The 19,336-nt window shown below is 59.7% G+C and carries 17 protein-coding genes and 2 tRNA genes; 13 read left to right on the top strand and 6 right to left on the bottom strand.

Translation table 11 applies throughout. From position 1 onward, the window contains the following. Positions 1 to 28 precede the first annotated feature (28 nt). The 4 genes from ACN0SY_RS05105 to ACN0SY_RS05090 form a co-directional block, all read right to left on the bottom strand. A complete protein-coding gene (locus ACN0SY_RS05105; RefSeq protein WP_417685037.1) occupies positions 29 to 1,756 on the bottom strand; it encodes an ABC transporter ATP-binding protein in 1,728 nt (575 codons plus the stop codon). 270 nt (positions 1,757 to 2,026) lie between these two features. Then, the gene (locus ACN0SY_RS05100; RefSeq protein ID WP_417685036.1) at positions 2,027 to 4,162 is read right to left on the bottom strand and encodes a TonB-dependent siderophore receptor; all 2,136 of its coding nucleotides are present in this window, start codon (positions 4,160 to 4,162) and stop codon (positions 2,027 to 2,029) included. Positions 4,163 to 4,358: 196 nt separating this feature from the next. Further along, the gene (locus tag ACN0SY_RS05095; protein WP_417685034.1) at positions 4,359 to 5,243 is read right to left on the bottom strand and encodes a helix-turn-helix domain-containing protein; all 885 of its coding nucleotides are present in this window, start codon (positions 5,241 to 5,243) and stop codon (positions 4,359 to 4,361) included. A gap of 267 nt (positions 5,244 to 5,510) precedes the next feature. Next, a tRNA-Thr gene (locus ACN0SY_RS05090) sits at positions 5,511 to 5,585 on the bottom strand. 434 nt (positions 5,586 to 6,019) lie between these two features. Here ACN0SY_RS05090 and ACN0SY_RS05085 point away from each other — a divergent pair. From ACN0SY_RS05085 to ACN0SY_RS05025, 13 genes are all read left to right on the top strand, one after another. After that, complete coding sequence (locus tag ACN0SY_RS05085; protein WP_417685032.1) at positions 6,020 to 6,193, top strand: hypothetical protein; 174 nt, start codon at positions 6,020 to 6,022, stop codon at positions 6,191 to 6,193. Positions 6,194 to 6,379: 186 nt separating this feature from the next. Further along, entirely contained in the window at positions 6,380 to 7,669 is a 1,290-nt protein-coding gene (gene murA / locus ACN0SY_RS05080) for a UDP-N-acetylglucosamine 1-carboxyvinyltransferase (RefSeq protein WP_417685030.1), read from the top strand. 144 nt (positions 7,670 to 7,813) lie between these two features. Further along, complete coding sequence (locus ACN0SY_RS05075; RefSeq protein ID WP_417685029.1) at positions 7,814 to 8,251, top strand: DUF2948 family protein; 438 nt, start codon at positions 7,814 to 7,816, stop codon at positions 8,249 to 8,251. Positions 8,252 to 8,297: 46 nt separating this feature from the next. Further along, positions 8,298 to 9,593: a histidinol dehydrogenase gene (gene hisD, locus ACN0SY_RS05070; RefSeq protein WP_417685027.1), complete on the top strand. Its 1,296-nt coding sequence runs from the start codon at positions 8,298 to 8,300 to the stop codon at positions 9,591 to 9,593. Between the two features lie 41 nt (positions 9,594 to 9,634). Further along, positions 9,635 to 10,105 carry a UPF0262 family protein gene (locus ACN0SY_RS05065; RefSeq protein WP_417685025.1) on the top strand — a complete coding sequence of 157 codons (471 nt, stop codon included), beginning with the start codon at positions 9,635 to 9,637 and terminating at the stop codon, positions 10,103 to 10,105. Positions 10,106 to 10,110: 5 nt separating this feature from the next. Continuing rightward, positions 10,111 to 10,563 (top strand): low molecular weight phosphatase family protein, encoded by a 453-nt coding sequence (locus ACN0SY_RS05060; protein ID WP_417685024.1) that lies wholly within the window; start codon positions 10,111 to 10,113, stop codon positions 10,561 to 10,563. Positions 10,564 to 10,711: 148 nt separating this feature from the next. Continuing rightward, positions 10,712 to 10,930 (top strand): translation initiation factor IF-1, encoded by a 219-nt coding sequence (gene infA, locus ACN0SY_RS05055; protein ID WP_006939340.1) that lies wholly within the window; start codon positions 10,712 to 10,714, stop codon positions 10,928 to 10,930. A gap of 41 nt (positions 10,931 to 10,971) precedes the next feature. Then, positions 10,972 to 11,598: a Maf-like protein gene (locus ACN0SY_RS05050; RefSeq protein ID WP_417685022.1), complete on the top strand. Its 627-nt coding sequence runs from the start codon at positions 10,972 to 10,974 to the stop codon at positions 11,596 to 11,598. Positions 11,599 to 11,634: 36 nt separating this feature from the next. Further along, positions 11,635 to 11,823: a DNA gyrase inhibitor YacG gene (gene yacG, locus ACN0SY_RS05045; protein ID WP_417685020.1), complete on the top strand. Its 189-nt coding sequence runs from the start codon at positions 11,635 to 11,637 to the stop codon at positions 11,821 to 11,823. Between the two features lie 372 nt (positions 11,824 to 12,195). Next, on the top strand, positions 12,196 to 13,791 hold the full coding sequence (locus tag ACN0SY_RS05040) for a bifunctional metallophosphatase/5'-nucleotidase (RefSeq protein ID WP_417685018.1): 1,596 nt from the start codon (positions 12,196 to 12,198) through the stop codon (positions 13,789 to 13,791). Positions 13,792 to 13,990: 199 nt separating this feature from the next. After that, positions 13,991 to 15,352 (top strand): hypothetical protein, encoded by a 1,362-nt coding sequence (locus ACN0SY_RS05035; RefSeq protein WP_417685016.1) that lies wholly within the window; start codon positions 13,991 to 13,993, stop codon positions 15,350 to 15,352. Positions 15,353 to 15,363: 11 nt separating this feature from the next. Further along, the gene (locus ACN0SY_RS05030; protein WP_417685015.1) at positions 15,364 to 16,302 is read left to right on the top strand and encodes a FecR family protein; all 939 of its coding nucleotides are present in this window, start codon (positions 15,364 to 15,366) and stop codon (positions 16,300 to 16,302) included. Between the two features lie 581 nt (positions 16,303 to 16,883). Then, positions 16,884 to 16,959, top strand: a tRNA-Phe gene (locus tag ACN0SY_RS05025). A gap of 144 nt (positions 16,960 to 17,103) precedes the next feature. On the opposite strand, the gene ACN0SY_RS05020 is transcribed toward ACN0SY_RS05025, so the two are convergent. Continuing rightward, positions 17,104 to 17,448 carry a hypothetical protein gene (locus ACN0SY_RS05020; protein ID WP_417685013.1) on the bottom strand — a complete coding sequence of 115 codons (345 nt, stop codon included), beginning with the start codon at positions 17,446 to 17,448 and terminating at the stop codon, positions 17,104 to 17,106. A gap of 265 nt (positions 17,449 to 17,713) precedes the next feature. After that, on the bottom strand, positions 17,714 to 19,327 hold the full coding sequence (locus ACN0SY_RS05015; RefSeq protein WP_417685011.1) for a flotillin family protein: 1,614 nt from the start codon (positions 19,325 to 19,327) through the stop codon (positions 17,714 to 17,716). Between the last annotated feature and the right edge of the window lie 9 nt (positions 19,328 to 19,336).

The raw sequence follows: 19,336 nt of genomic DNA, 5'->3' as shown, positions 1-19,336 counted from the left end.
AATGCTCGCCGTTGCCGGCCCTGATCGCTCAGGCTGACAGCTCGTCGGCAAACTGCACTTCATGCATGCGCCGGTACCTGGACCCGGCCTTCAGAAGGTCTTCATGGGTTCCTTCTTCCGCGATGCCCTTTTCGTCTATGACCACGATCCGATCGGCCTTGCGGATCGTTGCGAGCCGGTGTGCGATGACGAGCGTTGTGCGCTCCCGCGACAGGGCTTCAAGCGAGCACTGGATCTCGCGCTCGGTCTGTGTATCGAGCGCAGATGTCGCCTCGTCCAGAATGAGGATCGGCGGATCTTTCAGAAAGATGCGCGCGATTGCAAGGCGCTGCTTTTGGCCGCCTGATAGCTTGACGCCGCGCTCGCCGATAACCGTGTCGAGCCCCTCGGGCAGGGCAGAGACCACGGTGTCGAGCCGTGCCCGGCGGATCGCCTCCAGGATCTCTTCATCGCTGGCGCCAATGCGGCCATAGGCAACGTTCTCGCGCAGCGTCCCGCCGAAAAGAAAGACATCCTGTTGGACAATTCCGATATGGCGGCGCAGCGAGGCGAGTGTCATGTCGCGAATGTCGATGCCGTCAATCGTGATCCGCCCGCCCGTGACGTCATAAAAGCGTGGCAGGAGCGAGCACAGCGTCGTCTTCCCGGCCCCGGAGGGTCCGACAAAGGCGATGGTCGCACCGGCCGGGATCTCGAGACTGACATTCTCGAGAATGGGCCGGTCCTTTGAGTAGCCGAACCCGACGCCTTCATACCGGATCTCTCCTCGCAAGGTCTGCACGCCACGAGCACTTGGCGCATCCTTGACATCCGGCTCTGTGGCAAGAAGGTCGCTGTAACGACGGAAGCCGGCGATGCCCTTTGGATATGTCTCGATCACCGCGTTGATCTTTTCCACCGGGCGAAAGAAAACCGTGACGAGCAGCAGGAAACCGACAAAACCGCCATAGCTCAGGTCCTGGTTCAGAACCATGTAGCTGCCCGCAAGCATCACGACGAGCTGGACAAGCCGCATGCTCATGTAGCTGAGGGATGTGGAGGCTGCCATGATCTTGTAGGCCTCAAGCTTGGTCTGCCGGTAGCTTGCGTTGTCCTTTGCGAACAGGCCGCGCTCATGGTCTTCGTTGGCGAAGGCCTGAACGACGCGCATTCCGCCGACATTTTCCTCGATACGGACGTTGAAGTCTCCGACGCGGCCGTAGAGCGCCCGCCAGTTCTGCGTCATCCGTCCGCCGTAACGGCTCGTGACCCAGGCGACGATCGGTACGATGACGGCCGTGATGAGAGCCAGTTCCACATTGACCATCATCATCAGCGCGAAGGCCCCGAGGAAGGTCATCACCGCGATGAAGAGATCCTCGGGCCCGTGATGGGCAACCTCGCCGATCTCCTCCAGGTCCTTGGTGACGCGCGCGATCAGGTGACCTGTCTTCTGGTTGTCGAAAAAGCTGAAGGAAAGCTTCTGCAGGTGCTCGAACGCTTTGCGCCGCATATCGGTCTCGATATTGATCCCGAGCATGTGCCCCCAGTAGACGACAACGGCGGTCAGTGCGGTATTCGCGAAATACATTGCCAGAAGGGCAACGGCGGCAAGGATTATGAGGCTCCAGCTCTGCGTTGGCAGCAGGTCGTCGACGAACAGTTTCACCGCCATCGGAAAGGCAAGCTCAAGAAGGCCTGCGAGTATGGCGCAGCCGAAGTCGAGCAGGAACAACCCGCGATAGGGCGCATAGTAGGTGGCGAAACGGCGTAACATCGACGGGCTATCCGATCAGGAATGGCATGGTGCTATCTTGCCTGCTACCGGCAGGAGAGGTTCTGTGGGGTGTCGGAGGGCTGCGGTGGTCAAAAGCTTTTAGACAATATTCTATGCTGGTCGCGTGTACCGGACGTGTCAATGCAGCGTTGCCGCAAACGCTTTCCTGGAAGGACGCATTGAAACAACGACAAGGGCAGAGCTTTTTGCTCCGCCCCTGCGAGTGAACCGTTACGCCTGGCAGCGTTGATACGGCAGGTTCTTGAAGACCTACCAGGTGGCGTGAGCCCGCAACATAACAGTGCGGCCTTCGCCGTAGTAGCAATAGTACTGGGTATCACAGCCCGCCACGTAGGTGGTGTCGAGGAGGTTGTTCACATTGAGGTCCAGGCCCCAGTTGTCCTTGGCGTAGCCCACATGCGCGTCGAACAGCGTTGAGGATTTGACCTTGTTGGTATTGGCGTTCTCGGCGTAGGTCTCGCCGACATGGCGAACACCGCCGCCGATGGAGAGACCTTCAAGGGAACCTGCGAAGACGGCATCGTCAAAGGCATATTCCAGCCAGAAGGACGCTTGCATTTCCGGGGCGATTTTCGGACGCTTGCCGATCAGCGAGCTGTCTGCATCCTTGGTGATCTCGAGGTTGTATGCAGTGAATGCTGCGGTCGCCGTCAGATTGTCCAGCACTTCGCCCTTTGCTTCCAGTTCGAAGCCGCGCGAGCGAACTTCGCCGGTCTGCGAAACAACGCTCGTGGTCGGGTGGGTGGTCGTGACGTTCTGGCGGGTGAGGTCAAACAGGGCCACGGTGAACAGGGCATTGACGAAATTGGGCTGGTACTTCAACCCGACTTCATACTGGGTACCTGTTTCCGGCTCGGCAAACTTGCCTCCGGAGACTGTTCCGATCACCGGGTTGAAGAAGGTCGCGATGCTGGCGTAAGGGGTCAGGCCGAAGTCGAAGCCATAGGCAAGTCCGGCGCGGCCGGAGAGGGCACCGTCGGAGCCGCTGTCCGACCCGTTTTCAGACCACACCCGGTCATATCGTGCGTTGAGGGTGGTTATCCATCCGTCACCGAAGCGGATCTGGTCCTGTGCATAGAACCCGAGCTGCTGCTGGGTCAGAACCTTGTCCGCGCCCAGTGTCGCGCTTGGCGTCGTGGCTCCGTAAACCGGATTGACTACATTGATCGTGCCTGCTGTACCAAAGGCGCTGGCCGAGGCGTTGCGATAGAACCTGTAATCGGTTCCCGCAAGCAGCTCATGTTCGAAGGCGCCTGTACGCAAGGTACCTGTCAGACTGGTGTCGGCGACGAAAGTGTCCGCACTTGTGCGCTCCTTGAACGCGCCACGGTTCAGCACTCCGGTACTTGCGTAGCTTCCGTATCCCAGAACCTGCTGTTCACCGACATTCACATGGGCATAACGGGCCTTGTGGCGAAGCGTCCAGTCGTTGTCGAAGGCATGCTCGAATTCGTAGCCGAAATAGGCCTGGGTGCGGGTGTAATAATCGTACGCCGGTTCGCTTGCGTTGAAGTCGGGATCAATCCGGCCGAAAGGAGCGTCGACAACTGTCCCCTCGTAGGGAAGCCAGGTCCCCGGGATATGGGTCTCGTCAACCGCCGTGTAATTGGCCAGAAGGGTCAAACGGGTCGAATCCGTCAGATCGACGCGCAGGCTGGGCGAGATGACGCCCTTGAAGCCCGGATCGAAGCCATCGTCTTCGCGGCTTCCCTCAAGGCGGCCCGTGACGCGATAGGCGTATTTGTCGTTGATTGCATCACCAATGTCGAAGGCGAGGAAGCCGGTACCGTTTGCGTTGGTGCTGACACCGGTTTCCACGAAGCGGATACGCTCGCCATTGGCAACCTTGGAAACATAGTTCGCAAGACCACCGGGATTGGAGCCGCCATAAAGAACGGATGCGGCACCCTTGAGCACCTCGATGCGTTCAAGCGTGAAAGGATCAACGAGCGTGGAGCCGTAGCCGTTGGCAAACAGCGGCATGCCATCAAGGTAGACCCCGGTCTGCGTCGCGTTGAAGCCGCGAATATAGAACCAGTCGGTGTCGCTGTCCGAGCCGTAGGGCTGGGAGAAGACGCCGGCTGTATAGCGCATGGCTTCATCGGTCTTGGTAGCGCCGCGGACGCTCAATTCCTTCGTGCCGACGACGGAAATCGCCTGCGGAACCTCGGTGATCGGAGTTGCCGTCTTGGCGCCCGTATAGGTCGTTCCGGCAACGAACCCGTCGACCGCTCCGGTCGGACTGTCCGACTGCGCCGCGCCCTGGACCGCGATTTTCTCTAGTCTGGTCGCGTCAGCAGCTTCCTCGGCGAGCGCGCTGGTTACGAACACCAATGTCATGGCTGTGCCGGCAAGAAGGCCGGCGTGGAGAACGCCCCGTTTCATCTTGTTTTCCTCGTGAGATATGACGGTCGTCGCTGGGATCCGGGAGAAGACCTTGCGGCGAAGTAATTAATTGGAGTCAATATCTCAGGTATTTTTCTCGGGATTGTCTGATCTTTCGCTCAATTGAACGAAACGTTGGTCGATTTGGGGCTTCCGCTTGCAGCACGCCCACCCGGTTTGCTCAGGAGGCCTGCGTTCAAGTGTCCCTGCGCCGCTGCCAGGCGGCTGGCGTCGTGCCCTCGAACTGCCTGAACACACGGGTCAGATGCGACTGGTCCGAAAAACCGGCGGCAATGGCGGCGTCCGGGAGACTGGTCGCGCCTGCCTCCAGAAGCGATTTCACGGTCTCCACCCGCCGGCTCATCTGCCATCGGTGCGGCGGCATGCCGACGGACTTCTTGAAGGCCTGCGAAAAATAGGAAGGTGACAGGCCGGCGAGATCGGCAAGTTCCTGCAGGGAAATATTGCGGGTGCAATTGGCGTCGATATGGGCGAGCACCCGTTTCAGGGCCCTTGGTGAAAGGCCGCTGTTTTCGAGCTTCGGCATGCGGACAACATTGCCCAGAACGGTCAGCATCGCGGTCACGAGGCTATCGGCATAAAGTTCATCGAGGGCGCTGGGCGAGGTGCATTCAAGGGCGAGCAGCCGGGCGAGCATCATCACGCGCTCATCCTGGAATGTCAGTTGCGGTTCCTGAAGGGCCGACAGGTCTAGCCGATCCTTAAAGCGGTCGCTCAAGACATCGACATCAAGATGAAGATCGAGATGCCGCAGGCGGCCCTTGCGTGCCATGGTCGACCAGAGCGGAACGCCGGCGGGAATGAAGCACATCGGATTGTCAGGTCCAACCAGCACTCGGTCCCCGGATCCGGGGTCGACTGTCAGCTCGATGGAGGCGCGGTCATCGGTTTCGAGCAGCACGAACAGCCGTGGCGCCCTGGAGACATAGTTGCCGTGGGCACCTGCGGCGCACTCCACGTTCCACACATCTGCAAGCACACCAGGCCATGCGCGCCAGCTGAGCTCCTGCAGGGGCTTCACGCCGTGGACGTGGCTCGTCATCTTTGGATGAAAACTCATGAGGCAGTTTCGGATCGAAGCTCTGCGCCGCCGCGCCTTAGATGGTGGAAGGTAGATCTCAGGCACTATAAAACATGAATTAAATAGTCAAGAAATATGCGTGCAGGCTGACTCTGTGGTTAATCGCCACTCAGGAGCTGACTTTGCGTGCCTGGGAGGAGAGGTCCTTGCCGCACCATCACCAGATACACTTGCGCCCAAACGGGCACAAAGCATCGGGCCGACGCGGCGGTTTCATGAGAATGGGAGTGTCTAATGATTGTGAAATGGTGCTGCCGGAGAGATTTGAACTCTCGACCTCTCCCTTACCAAGGGAGTGCTCTACCCCTGAGCTACGGCAGCGCTTGGCGAAGTCTGCGGCGCGGAAGCGGGTTGTCTTGCAACCGTTCGATCCTTCATAAGGAGCGATCTTCTTCCGGCGAGACGCCGTGTCTCCGGCGGCGGTGCCAACCGGAATGCGGCGCTTTTGCCATAGTTGGCCGGAGCACGCAAGCGGCAAGTTGCTGTTTTTTCAAAACTGATTTTTCACGTCCGTTCATGCCTGCGCATGTGGGGCACAAGTGGCCTTGCTGCTCTTGCAATTCCGCCCTTTTGAGCGTCGCTGTAATCATCCGCTCCGGCTGTGGAAAGGTGACGCCGAGCAGGGTAGGGGAGTCTGTGGCGTTCCCGGCTTTGAACTGTATCCGCAACCGGATTTCGTCCTGTTGTCATTGTTCCCCGCAAGTCATAAAGCAAAGGGCGGTGCTGGAGTCAGAAAAGCAGGTTTGAGGGTTTCCATGAGCGACAAGGATCCAGATGAGGGGCCAAATGAGCCTGATGGAGCGCGCCAGGCGCGGGTTTCCAAGCCGGACGACGGGCGCAGGGCGAAGGAAGAGCGGCTTGCAGAGGCGCTCAGGGCCAATCTTCGCCGGCGCAAGAGCGCTGCCAAGGCGCGCAAGGCTGGCGAGTGACAGTCTGCCTTTTGCAAGAGCAAGGGGGGGCGCGGGACTGAAATGCCCAAGTGATGCCGGGCTGCTGCCTTGCATGGGCCACATCTAGAGTGTAGATGGCGAGGCTTGGATTTTGTGAAGATTGCCGTGCGATGATGATCCGGGGATGTGATCGGCGCGGCCATGTCGACCGTCAGGGTGGGTTTCATGGATAGCATCAAGGTCGTCGGGGGCAACCAGCTCAACGGCATCATTCCGATCTCGGGCGCGAAAAACGCAGCCCTGCCGTTGATGATCGCATCGCTGCTGACCGACGAGACCCTGACACTCTCCAACGTGCCGCGCCTTCGCGACGTGGCTCAGCTGACACAGATTCTCTCCAATCATGGCGTCGACTATTCGGTCAACGGCAAGCGCAGCGGCCAGGACGATCTGGAAGGCCAGACGTTGAACCTGACGGCACGCGAGATCGTCGACACGACAGCGCCCTATGAGCTGGTCTCCAAGATGCGCGCCAGTTTCTGGGTCATCGGCCCGCTCGTCGCGCGCATGCATGAGGCCCGCGTGTCGCTCCCCGGCGGCTGCGCGATCGGAACGCGCCCGGTGGATTTCTTCATCGACGGCCTGACGGCGCTTGGAGCGAATATCGAAATCGAGGGCGGCTATGTGGTCGTCAGGGCGCCGGGTGGGCTCAAGGGCAACCGGGTCGAATTTCCGAAGGTTTCGGTCGGCGCCACCCACACCATCATGATGGCTGCCACCCTTGCAGAAGGCGAAACGGAAATCGTCAATGCCGCGTGCGAGCCGGAAGTCGTCGACCTTGCCAATTGCCTGATTGCGATGGGTGCCCGGATCGAGGGGGCTGGAACGCCGACGATCCGGATCCAGGGCGTCAAGCGTCTGCACGGTGCCCATCATGCCGTTGTGGCAGACCGCATCGAGACAGGCACCTATGCCATGGCCGTTGCGATGACCGGCGGCGACGTCCTGCTTCATGGCGCCAAGGCGGATCTTCTGGAAAGCGCACTTGGCGTGCTGCGTCAGACTGGTGCCGACATTACCGAGACGCCGGAAGGTCTCCGGGTGTACCGGAATGGCAACGGCATTCAGCCGGTCGATATCACGACCGAACCGTTTCCGGGCTTCCCGACCGATCTTCAGGCCCAGTTCATGGCTCTGATGACAAAGGCCGGGGGACAGAGCCGCATTACGGAGACGATTTTCGAGAACCGTTTCATGCACGTGCAGGAGCTGGCGCGTCTTGGTGCGCAGATCCATATCGATGGGCGCACCGCCATTGTGGATGGCGTCTCGACCCTGCGCGGGGCACCGGTCATGGCGACCGACTTGCGCGCTTCCGTGTCGCTGGTGATCGCCGGTCTGGCGGCTCAGGGTGAGACGATGGTAAGCCGCGTCTATCATCTGGACCGCGGTTTCGAGCGCCTGGAAGACAAGCTGACCCGCTGCGGCGCCCAGATCGAACGGATTTCCGGCTAGGTTCTCGCAGCGCTGTCGATCCCGGAATTCACCTTTGGCGGATTGTCAAAAGCCGGATAAGTCGTTAGGTCAACAAGCGCGGGTCGCATTTTTGCCTGCTTCCCGCCTGCGACCGGCCTGCCGAACAGGGAAAATTCTTTCACGATGGATCAGTTGAAACTTGCAGCTCTGGATGCCGAGGATCTTCAGGTTGTCTCGGCCCATGTGCAGGATGCCGTGCTGACAGTGGGTGATATCCGCTATCTGCCGAAGGAGCAGAAGGCGGTTTTCGCCATGAACCGGTTCGTCTGGGACAAGCTGGCAGACAAGCGCACGCGCCAGCACGAGCGTCGGCGTGCCGCACTTGCCGTTTCCCAGGTGCGCGCCATGAAGTCCGTAGGCATCACGCAGGATGCCAAGGGGGCGGTTCTGTCTTTGCTGGCAGTGACTTTCGAGGAAGACGTTGCGCCTGCCGGCCGGATCAGGCTGGATTTCGCTGGTGGCGGCGCGCTCGTTCTCGAAGTCGACTGCATCGAAGTGCAGCTGGCCGATCTCGGTGCTGCCTGGGGCACACCGAACCTGCCGTCCCACGATCTGGATTGAAGGCGCTCGGCGGCACGGCCGCCATCCGAAGTTGAGGAGTTAAGGCGTGGCCATACGTCTGTCGATGAATGATGCGGATTTCGAAGCGCGGTTCCAGGCATTGCTGTCCGGAAAGCGCGAGGTCTCCGAAGATGTCGACGTGATCGTCCGTGATATTCTGTCTGATGTGCAAAAGCGCGGCGATGCGGCTGTTCTGGAATATACCGCCAGGTTCGACCGGCTGCATGTTGCCTCGATGGCTGAGCTGCGCGTCACCGAAGCAGAAATCGCTGCGGCCATGGAACAGGTTCCGCAAAAGACGCTGGATGCCCTGAAGCTCGCGCGCGATCGCATCGAATCCCATCATGCCCGGCAGATGCCGAAGGATGACCGCTACACCGACCCGATCGGCGTCGAACTCGGCTCGCGCTGGACTGCTGTGGAAGCGGTCGGTCTCTATGTGCCCGGTGGCTTGGCGTCCTACCCGAGCTCGGTCCTGATGAATGCGGTTCCGGCCAAGGTTGCCGGTGTCGAACGCATCGCAATGGTCGTGCCGAGCCCGGAAGGCAAGTTGAACCCGCAGGTTCTTGCCGCCGCGCATCTGGCTGGCGTATCCGAAATCTACAAGATCGGCGGTGCGCAGGCCGTCGCGGCGCTGGCCTACGGCACTGAAACGATTGCTCCGGTCAGCAAGATCGTCGGGCCTGGAAATGCCTTCGTGGCGGCCGCAAAGCGCCGTGTCTTCGGTACGGTCGGGATCGACATGATCGCTGGCCCGTCAGAAGTGCTGGTCGTCGCCGACGCAGAAAACGATCCCGACTGGCTGGCGGCCGATCTCCTTGCCCAAGCCGAACACGATGCGGTGGCCCAGTCGATCCTGATCACGGATAGCGACGAGCTTGCAGGTGCGGTGGAGAAAGCGGTCGAGGCCCAGCTCAAGACCTTGCCTAAAGCAGAGATCGCCGGTGCCAGCTGGCGCGATTTCGGTGCCGTGATCGTTGTCGAGGACCTGGACGGGGCAATGCCGCTGGTCAATCGTATTGCTGCGGAGCATCTGGAGCTGGCTGTTGCCGATCCAGAGGCGATGCTGGAAAAGGTCCGCAATGCCGGCGCAGTCTTCCTGGGGCGCTATACGCCGGAAGCGGTCGGCGACTATGTCGGCGGTTCGAACCATGTCCTGCCGACGGCACGTTCGGCACGTTTTTCCTCAGGGCTTTCGGTACTGGACTTCGTCAAGCGCACGTCGATCCTCAAATGCAACGCAGATAACCTGCGCCAGATCGGGCCGGCGGCAATTGCTCTCGGGGAGGCCGAAGGTTTGGCTGGTCATGCGCGCTCGGTTGCCATACGACTTAATCTGTAATCATCGGGGCAGGGCGCATGGGTGAAGTCGAGGACAGGGACATGAGCGTGAGCCGACTTGTCGACGTGGTTCTCGATGAGGCGTCCATTGCCCGCTCGACACCGGATGTCGAGCATGACCGGGCAGTCGCGATCTATGACCTGATCGAGGAAAACAGGTTCCAGCCGGTCGGACATCCTGCCGGTCAATACGTGTTGCGCCTCTCGGTTGTCGAAAAGAAACTCGTCTTTCAGATCCTTCTGGAAAACGGCGAGACGGTCGTGACCCACGTCCTTTCGCTTACCCCGCTGCGCAAGATTGTAAAGGACTACGACCTTATCTGCGAAAGCTATTACGAGGCGATCCGTCACGCCACGCCGAGCCAGATCGAGGCGATCGACATGGGGCGTCGTGGTGTACACAACGAGGGATCCTCTATCCTGATGGAGCGTCTGGAAGGCAAGATCGAGGTCGACATGCAAACGGCGCGTCGGCTCTTTACGCTGGTCTACGCGCTGCATTGGAAAGGATAGGGTGAATGACCGGGCCGGGCGCACGTCCGACTGCGGTATTGTTTGCCTGCGGTATGAACGCGGTACGGTCTCCCATGGCCGCTGCGATCGCGCGAAGTCTTTTCCCTAACCAGATCTATGTCCGCTCCTGCGGCGTTCGTCAGGGCGAGCCGGACCCCTTCGTCGATGCGGTCATGGCCGAAATCGGAATGGACACCAGCAAGCATCAGCCAAAGACCTTCGAGGATCTGCAGGAATCCGGTTTTGATCTGGTGGTCACCCTTGCGCCCGAAGCGCACCACAAGGCACTCGAGCTGACACGCACCGAGGCGGTCGATGTCGAATATTGGCCGACCATGGATCCGACGCTGGCGACGGGAAGCCGAGACCAGATCATGGATGCCTATCGAGGTATTCGCGACCAGCTCTTGATGCGGATAAAGAAGCGCCTCGGCTGGAATGCTCCGCCCAGCGGGTAGACCGCCGGCGCGCCGATTTCGCGCGGTGAAATACCGCCGTTTGCATTGGTTGCAGGATTGTTTGAAATCACTGTCAAACAACGGTTCACTTTCGTGTCGTGATCCGTTAGGTTCGCCGCTCATCTGAACGCCTTAATCAGGATACCATATGGCCAAGGAAGAAGCTCTGGAGTTTCCGGGCGTCGTCACGGAACTGCTGCCGAACGCGACATTCCGCGTGAAACTTGAAAACGACCACGAAATCATTGCCCACACTGCAGGGCGCATGCGCAAGAACCGCATTCGTGTTCTCGCAGGTGACAAGGTTTTGGTCGAAATGACCCCTTACGATCTGACCAAGGGTCGGATCACCTACCGCTTCAAGTAATACGGCTTCGGCGCAAGGTGGCCAGGCAGAGCACGGTTGGCATGACGATGGCTCCCAAACTGATCCTCGCATCCGCGTCACCGCGTCGTCTTGCCCTGCTTCAGCAGATCGGGATCGATCCCGATCACCTGATGCCGGCAGATGTGGACGAAACTCCCAACAAGCTGGAAACGCCAAGATCGCTGGCTTTGCGCCTGGCGAAGTCGAAGGCCGCAGCCGTTCGTGATCTGGTCACGGCGTCCGAAGACCTGACCGATGCAATCGTGATCGCTGCCGACACCGTCGTTGCCGTAGGGCGGCGCTGCCTGCCAAAGGCGGAAATGACGGACCAGGCGGTCGCTTGCCTGTCACTCCTGTCGGGCCGTGGCCATCGGGTGTTTACCGGTGTCGCAGTGGTTTCGGCAGACGGCAGGGTGCGCTCGAAGGTGGTCGAAACCCGGGTTCGCTTCAAGCGTCTGACCCGGCGCGATATCGACGATTACATCGCCTCTGGCGAATGGCGGGGAAAGGCCGGAGGCTATGCCATCCAGGGGCTTGCCGGAAGCTTTGTCGTGAAGCTGGTCGGGTCCTATCCCAACGTGGTCGGTCTGCCCTTGAGCGAGACGGTGGCTCTATTGTCCGCGGCCGGCTATCCGGTGCATGCCAACTGGGCGCGCGCCGACAACTGATCTTGCTACGGCGCTATATCGACAAGTGAGGCCGACATGACCGGCAAACGCCCTATGCGTCCCTGTCCCATCTGTTCAAAGCTGTCCACAGAGGCGGACTACCCCTTCTGCAGTGAGCGTTGCGCCAAGGTCGATCTGAACCGTTGGCTTTCAGAGAGCTATTCGATCCCGGTCGTCGAAACCGATGACATCGAAGACCCCGACGGCGACAGCTATCACGAGTAGCCGGATTCCACCTGCTGCCGCTTCAAACGTCGTCGGTGTTGCCATCGCATCTGAGGCATTGATGGTCAGGGCCTCATCACAGTCAAAGTGGGGAAATTCATCCGCGCGCAATTCATGCAGAGTGAGTGCGCGGCTGCCACTCGTTTATGCAGTAATTTAAAAAATTTCGCTTGTGATGAAAAAAATTCCACTGTCATAATGGCTTCCGCAACAACCGTCAGGCAAGGTCCGCGCGGGAAAGACGGCGAGTGACGAAAGTGTCCGACCCGTGCCGCGTCGTCTCTTGGAATGACGAAAAACCGTAGCACGCATGTGCTTATTCGGTGGGGCGAAGACGGAACCGGTCGTTCCGGCATCAAAGGCGAGGCACTGATGAAGAAGTTCCTGTTTGGCGCGACGGCGCTGGCCATGGGAACCGCGCTGTCCGGCGCGGCACTGGCCGACTATTCGATTACCATTCTGCACACCAACGACTTCCACAGCCGTATCGAGCCGATCAACAAGTACGATTCCGGCTGCAGCGAAGAAGACAACGCGGAAGGCAAGTGTTTCGGCGGTTCTGCGCGCCTCGACACGATCGTCAAGGAGCGCAAGGCAGCGTTCAACAACGCAATTCTCGTCGATGGCGGTGATCAGTTCCAGGGCTCGCTCTTCTACACCTATTACAAGGGCAAGGCTGCCGCCGAGATGATGAACCAGCTCGGCTACGACGCGATGACCGTCGGCAACCACGAGTTCGACGACGGTCCGGAAGTCCTGCGCGGCTTCATGGACGCGGTCGGCTTCCCGATCCTGCTTTCGAATGCGGATGTCTCCAAGGAGCCGCAGCTGGCAGATGTGCTCAAGCCCTCCGTCGTGATCGAGCGCGGCGGTGAGAAGATTGCACTTATCGGCCTGACACCCGCAGACACGCATGAACTGTCCAGCCCGGGGCCGAACATCAGCTTCTCCGATCCGGTCGCCGCGGTGAAGGCGGAAGTTGCGAAATACGAGGCTGAAGGCATCAACAAGATCATCGTGCTGAGCCATTCCGGATACGGCGTCGACATGGATCTCGCCTCGAAGGTCTCGGGCATCGACGTGATTGTCGGCGGTCACTCCAACACCTACTTGTCCAACACGTCGGACAAGGCAAAGGGACCGTATCCGACCTGGGTTGACGCGCCGGATGGCAACAAGACCGCAATCGTGCAGGCCTATGCCTACGGCAAGTTCCTTGGCGAACTGAATGTCACCTTCGATGACAACGGTGTCGTGACCGAAGCGGTCGGCGAACCGATCATCGTCGACGGCGCCATTGCCGAGAACGCGGACCTCAAGGCGCGTATCAAGCAGATGGCAGAGCCGCTTGAAGAGATCCGTCAGAAGGTCGTTGCCCAGTCCACTGACGCTATTGATGGCGACCGGGGTACCTGTCGTGCCGCCGAGTGCCAGATGGGCAATCTTGTTGCCGATGCAATGCTTGCCCGCGTAAAGGATCAGGGTATCCAGATTGCGATCCAGAACGGCGGCGGCCTGCGTGCATCGATCGACGCCGGTGAAGTCACCATGGGTGAGGTCCTGACTGTTCTGCCATTCCAGAACACGCTCTCGACCTTCCAGCTCAAGGGGGCGGACGTCATTGCTGCACTCGAGAACGGTGTTTCTCAGGTCGAAGAAGGCGGCGGGCGGTTTCCGCAGGTTGCAGGTCTGAAGTTCTCCTTCTCGAAGTCGAAGCCAGCCGGTGAGCGCGTCAGCAACGTGGAAGTCATGGAAAACGGCGCCTGGGCGCCGATCGATGCCGAGAAAGTCTACGGTGTCGTGTCCAACAACTACATGCGTGGCGGCGGCGACGGATACAAGATCTTCGCATCTGCCGGCATGAACGCTTACGACTTCGGACCGGATCTGGCCGATGTCGTTGCCGAATATCTCGCGGCATCAAGCGGTTACACTGCCTACACCGACGGCCGCATCTCCGAGAACTAGGAGATCCGGCGTCCAGGCGCGTCGGTTTCAAAGGAGTCTTAGGAAAACGCGCTGCTTCGGCAGTGCGTTTTTCGTTTGTTTATAGTACCTGTACTTCTCGAGCTGCATTGGTTCCAGACTTGCCACGATTAACCATGTCGGGCAGACTGTAATTCGTTCGCGCGGTGCTATTTATTAAATAATCGATTTGGAGAAAGGCATGGGACGGCCTTTTCGCCATCTGCTGCATTTGGTTTGCCTGTTGCTAATTGTCGTCACCGGCGGGGGATCGACGACGGCTCTGGCTCAAGGTGCTGCACAGTTTTCGCCAACGGATCTGCGTGTTCGCCAGGCCCAACTCCTGACCGTCATGCTTGCCGATCCCGAAAACCTTGATATCGCGTTCGAATACGCGCTGGTTTCGACCAAGATCGGCGATTACGAAGCTGCGATCGGTACATTGGAACGAATACTGATCTACTCCCCGGGTCTTGCCCGGGTGCAGCTTGAGCTGGGGGTACTCTATTTCCGGCTTGGGGCGACGGATGTCGCCCGGACTTATTTTGCGTCGGCACTGGCAGGTCCTGACGTGCCGCCTGAAGTCGAAGCCAGGGTCCAGACCTATCTGGCTGCAATTGGCGATGCCGAAAACCCGGCAGACTTCAGCGCCACGCTCGTGACCGGTCTTCGCGTCCAGTCGAATGCTAATGCCGGTCCAGGAGCACGGCAGGTTTCACTGAATGGAAGTACCTTCGTTCTGGATGAGACATCGACAGGCCGCAAGGACGCCAGTGCCTTTGTCGCCGGAAACGTCCATGGGGCCTATGACCTTGGAACCCAGGGCGATCTTCTCGAGGCCGATCTCGTCTTTTACGGCGCTCGCTACAAGGAAGTCAGTCGTCTTGACACAGCGCTGGCGGAATTGACGGTAGGACCGTCGATCAACCTGGAGAGGTTTGAGATCGATAACGCCCGCCTGGGTCTTTATGCAATCGCCAACGGGATCCGCCTGAACCATGCCAATTATTCAGGTGCCCTCGGGGCCGGAGCGCGCTTTGCTCTGCAGATCGACCCCATCACAGCTGTCAATGCCAAACTGGAGATTCGTCGGCGTTGGTACAACGATACAGCCTCCCATCCGAATGTCTCGGGCCGCAGTGGGCATTTCACGCGCGGGGCTCTGACTTTCACGCGCAAGCTCTCGGCCTCGATGACCGCGCGCGTGCTTGTCTTTGGTGACTATGAGGAGGCAAAGGTCGCCTGGGCACAGAGCTGGGAGGTCGGTGGCGGGATCGGAACCACCTACCGGTTCGCATCACCGATCAAGAAGCTGCAATATCCCTGGTCGATTGATGTGGAAGCCGGATATATCCGCCGCCTCTACGATGGTCCGGACCCGGTCGTCAGCGCCACACAGGCCCAGCATGATCACGAAGGGTGGGGCCGGGTGACACTGCAGGTTCCGTTCAGAGGCGACCTTGCTCTTGGCCTGACCGGAGAATTGCGCCGACAAGCCTCGAACTATGACCTTGCGACCTACAACAATGCGTCCGCAATGGTCTCTCTGATGAAGAGTTTTTGAAGGAAGACAAGATGACCAGATCTTCCCATAGCCGTTTCATGAGGCAGCCGATGCGCAGTTGGCCGGTAAAAAGCCTCGTGTGCGCCGCTCTTCTGCTGTCCCTCGTTCCGGTCGATGCAGAGGCAACCGGGCAAGCGACGCCAAAGGTCGGCGTGGCAGCTGCTGTAAACAGTTCGGCCTTCGGAACGCCACCGGGCGGGAATCGCAAGACCCTTGTTCTGGGCGACAATGTGATTTACCGGCATCGGATCGAAACCGAGGCGACCGGGCTGGTCCAGGTTCTTCTCGTTGACGGCTCGACCTTTACGGTGGGCGCCAACTCGAACCTCGTGATCGATGAGTTTGTCTATGACCCCAATGCCGGCAACGGCAAGCTTGTGGCGACCCTCGGCAAGGGCGTTGCCCGCTTCATTGGAGGTCGGCTGTCAAAGCAGGACGGTGGTGTCAGTATCAATACGCCTGTCGGGACCATTGGGATTCGCGGTGGTATCGCAAATCTCAATGTCGGTGGGAATGGTGGAACTTTTTCCCTGATCTTCGGCGACGAACTGACGTTTACCGGCACAGACGGCTCCACGAACCGCGTCTATCAGCCTGGCTATTCCTTGCAGGTCGGCAACGGTGATCCGACGGGTGGTAATGTCCGTCGCACGACGCAGTCAGATCTGGGCAGCGTTCAGCAGAGCCTTTCGAGCAGGCCCGGACAGTCGGGGGGGCAATCCAGCCCGCCGGGAGACGGAACAGTTCAGCAGTCGGGCTTCGGCAGCTCGAATTCCGGGCTCGGGACTTTCAACACTCAGCCACCGCCCGACCCCAACGTGGTACGGTCAACCGAATTCGGCGAAACTGACAGTACTCTCCTGCAGATTCAGCAGATGAACCAGGAAAGAAACACCGACGTGATCGAAGCGAATAAACTGACGATGGACGCGGGCGAAGCAGAGGAATGAGTGTCGTCTGCAGATCCGGCAGAGCATCCGATAGCGAAAAGCGGGCGTGATCGCGTCGAAAGGTCTTGCAGCGCCTCCAGTTCCGATTTCTGAAGCTGGAGAGGCATTCTCCTTTGGTTGGGGCAGGTTCAGGGACGGTGCCAATCCGGGTCGGAGGCAACCTGTCCCACAACGGTTCCAATACATCTGTGAGGAGCTATCTTGGGCCGGAACCTTGATGGAAACGGCTGGCGATGCGTTCATTCGACCGGGTCGGCCAGCTGATCGCATTCCGTAGTCTGAAATTTCAACATTCGTGATGGCAGCTGGACAGCGACCGGTATCGTGCCGGGCGGAAAAACCGAACCGGCGTCAGGTCCGCTTTCTGCTCTGGCGGCAAAGGCCAGTTCAGGAGACCTTGTCCCCAAGGCTAGGGGGCTGAAAAAGCAGGGAAAACCTGGAGTTTTCAACGCCTGTCAATTACCTTGAAAAAAGCTGCGATATCCCGGTGAAAAACTTTGCCGGGGCGCTGGACAAGCCCGTTTCCAGCTTCTATAAGACCCGAGCTTTCGGCGCACGGAACACTCCGGTCAGCGCCTGATGCCCGGATAGCTCAGTTGGTAGAGCAGCGGATTGAAAATCCGCGTGTCGGTGGTTCGAATCCGCCTCCGGGCACCACTCTTTCCTGAACATGTTTATGATGTGCTTCAACTGTTGGCAAAGTCCGTCGGTAAACAATCGCTTTGTCGATATCGATCTGCTGCATCCTTCTTCAAGACACACGCGCTCGCGGCATGAAATCGTTCGGGAAAGATTTCCCGGCTACACGAACACGCGTGCCAGAGAGGCGACTGCCATGGCGGTAATGGCCCGTTGCGGACCCTTCATCACAGCGCCTGCCTCGGACGAGAGCTGGTCGGGAACGGCGAAGGATATGCGGTTGAGGTCGACCGCCTGAAGATGATCAAGATCGGCGGCCTTCGCAGCGTCCTCGGCCGCGAAACGGATGCTGTCGAACAGTTTGACCAGTGACTGCCAGACCTCAATGGGTGGGCTGTCGTTCGTATCGCACCAGCGAACAATATCCGAGGCAGATACGTTCAGATAGGCAGCGGCATCGTCGATCGAAAGCCCGAACAGATCCAGAATTGCCTTGAAATTGCTCATAATACCTACTCACCGGCGGCATCCACTCGCGTCTGTGGCGGCGGATTGGAAGATATTTTGCACTGCAATATGTCGGTTGTCGAGCAATCAACGCATCTGTGGTTAAGTTGTTCCCCGGCAAAGGGGCTTCTGATCGGGCAAAACAAAAAAAGCGCGGCAGGGAGAACCGTGCCGCGCGTCAGTTTCCCGTCGCTTTGGTTGGGGGCGTGCCCAGGGGAGAGCGACGGGAGGGAAGCGGCGAACCGCTTCCCAGCTGCCTCTGACCTCAGGACTTCGGTTTGCCGGTCACATCCTTGAAGCTCTGGTCGAGCGAAAGACCGAGTTCCTCGCCGACCTTTTTCAGAGCTGGAAGCTGCACCGCCATGTCGAGGATGGAATCCAGCGCCTGGTTGATTGCTGTCTTTGACGAGCCACCTTCCGAACCGCCCGATGCGGTGCCGACGCCGGGAAGACCGGTTATGTGGTTGATGCGGATGCTGTCGATCTTTTCTGCAGGCTTGACCATCTGCTCGACGATCTTCGGGAAAGCCTCCAGCTTGGCGATCTCGGCCTTGAGCGCGATGATCTCCGCGCTGAAGGCGTTCTCCGCCTCATTCAGTGCCTTCTGGCCTTCGGCCTTGGCCGCCATTTCAGCCTTCAGGCTGGCGATGCGCAGCTTGGCGGCTTCCGCTTCCGCCTTTGCGTCTTCCAGCGTGGACTTGGCCCGCGCAACAGACGCTTCGGCCTCGGCCTTGGCCTGCGCGACGAGTTTCTGGCCGGCAACTTCGCTGTCCTGCTGGGCGGCGAGCACGGCGACGTCCTTGCGGCGCTGAGCTTCGGAAAGAGCGCGTGCCGTCGCGATGGCTTCAGCAGCCTTCACGGCTTCGGCCTTGGCCTGATCGGCGGCGGTCACCGCCTTGCTCTCTTCCTGGGTCTTCTTGGCAATGGCGATAGCACGGTCCTGCTCGGCCATTTCCAGCGCCTGCGCCTGCTTGATTTCGGCGGCGCGGATGGCTTCCTCGCGGGCGATGTCCGCAGAACGGATATCCTGCTCCATCCTGATACGGGCAGCGTTGACGGCGCGCTCGCTGTCGGCCTTGCGCTCTGCGATCTCGGCAAGCTGGGCCGCGCGCAGACGTTCCAGTTCCTGGACCTGTGCGATCTGCGCCTGCTGCTCCTCCAGGTCGATTTCAAGACGGCGCTTGGAGGCTTCCATGGCAGAGCGGTGCACGGCGACATCGGACTCCGCGTCGATCTCGGCGCGTTCCTTCTTCGACTTCGCAATGACTTCGGCAAGCTTTCGCATGCCGACCGCGTTGAAGGCGTTGTTTTCATCCAGCGCCGAGAACGGTGTCTGGTCCATGGCGGTGAGCGAAACGCTTTCCAGGGCAAGGCCGTTGCGCGCAAGCGGCTCTTCGAGCATCGCGGTCACTTCGCGCACGAACTCGGCGCGTTTTTCATGCAGCTCGTCCATGGTCATGCGGGCCGCGACGGCACGAAGCGTGTCGATCAGCTTGCCCTCGATCAGGTCGCGAAGCTTGTCGGCGCTGAATGTGCGGGTTCCAAGCGTCTGGGAAGCCCGTGCAATGGCGTCCTCGGTCGGGGAAACGGAAACGTAGAATTCCACGCCCACATCGACGCGCAGGCGATCGTTGGTGATCAGTGCGCTTTCGCCGCTGCGGTGCACTTCCAGCCGGAGGGTCTGCATGTTGACCCGGGCGATGTCGTGGAAATAGGGCAGGACGATCGTGCCGCCGTCCATCACCACCTTGCGTCCGCCGATACCGGTGCGGATCAGGCTGACCTCACGGGTGGAGCGCTGGTAGAAGACTGCGAAGACCACCACCACGGCAGCAACGACAATCGCCGCCAGAATGATGACAGAGATTAGGGTTGTCATGGCGCTCCT

Origin of the sequence: Roseibium sp. (assembly GCF_048261595.1) — a bacterium.
Classification (GTDB): Bacteria; Pseudomonadota; Alphaproteobacteria; order Rhizobiales; family Stappiaceae; genus Roseibium.
The sequence above is the reverse complement of the archived record's forward strand: the minus strand, read 5'-3'. Positions and strand labels throughout refer to the sequence as shown.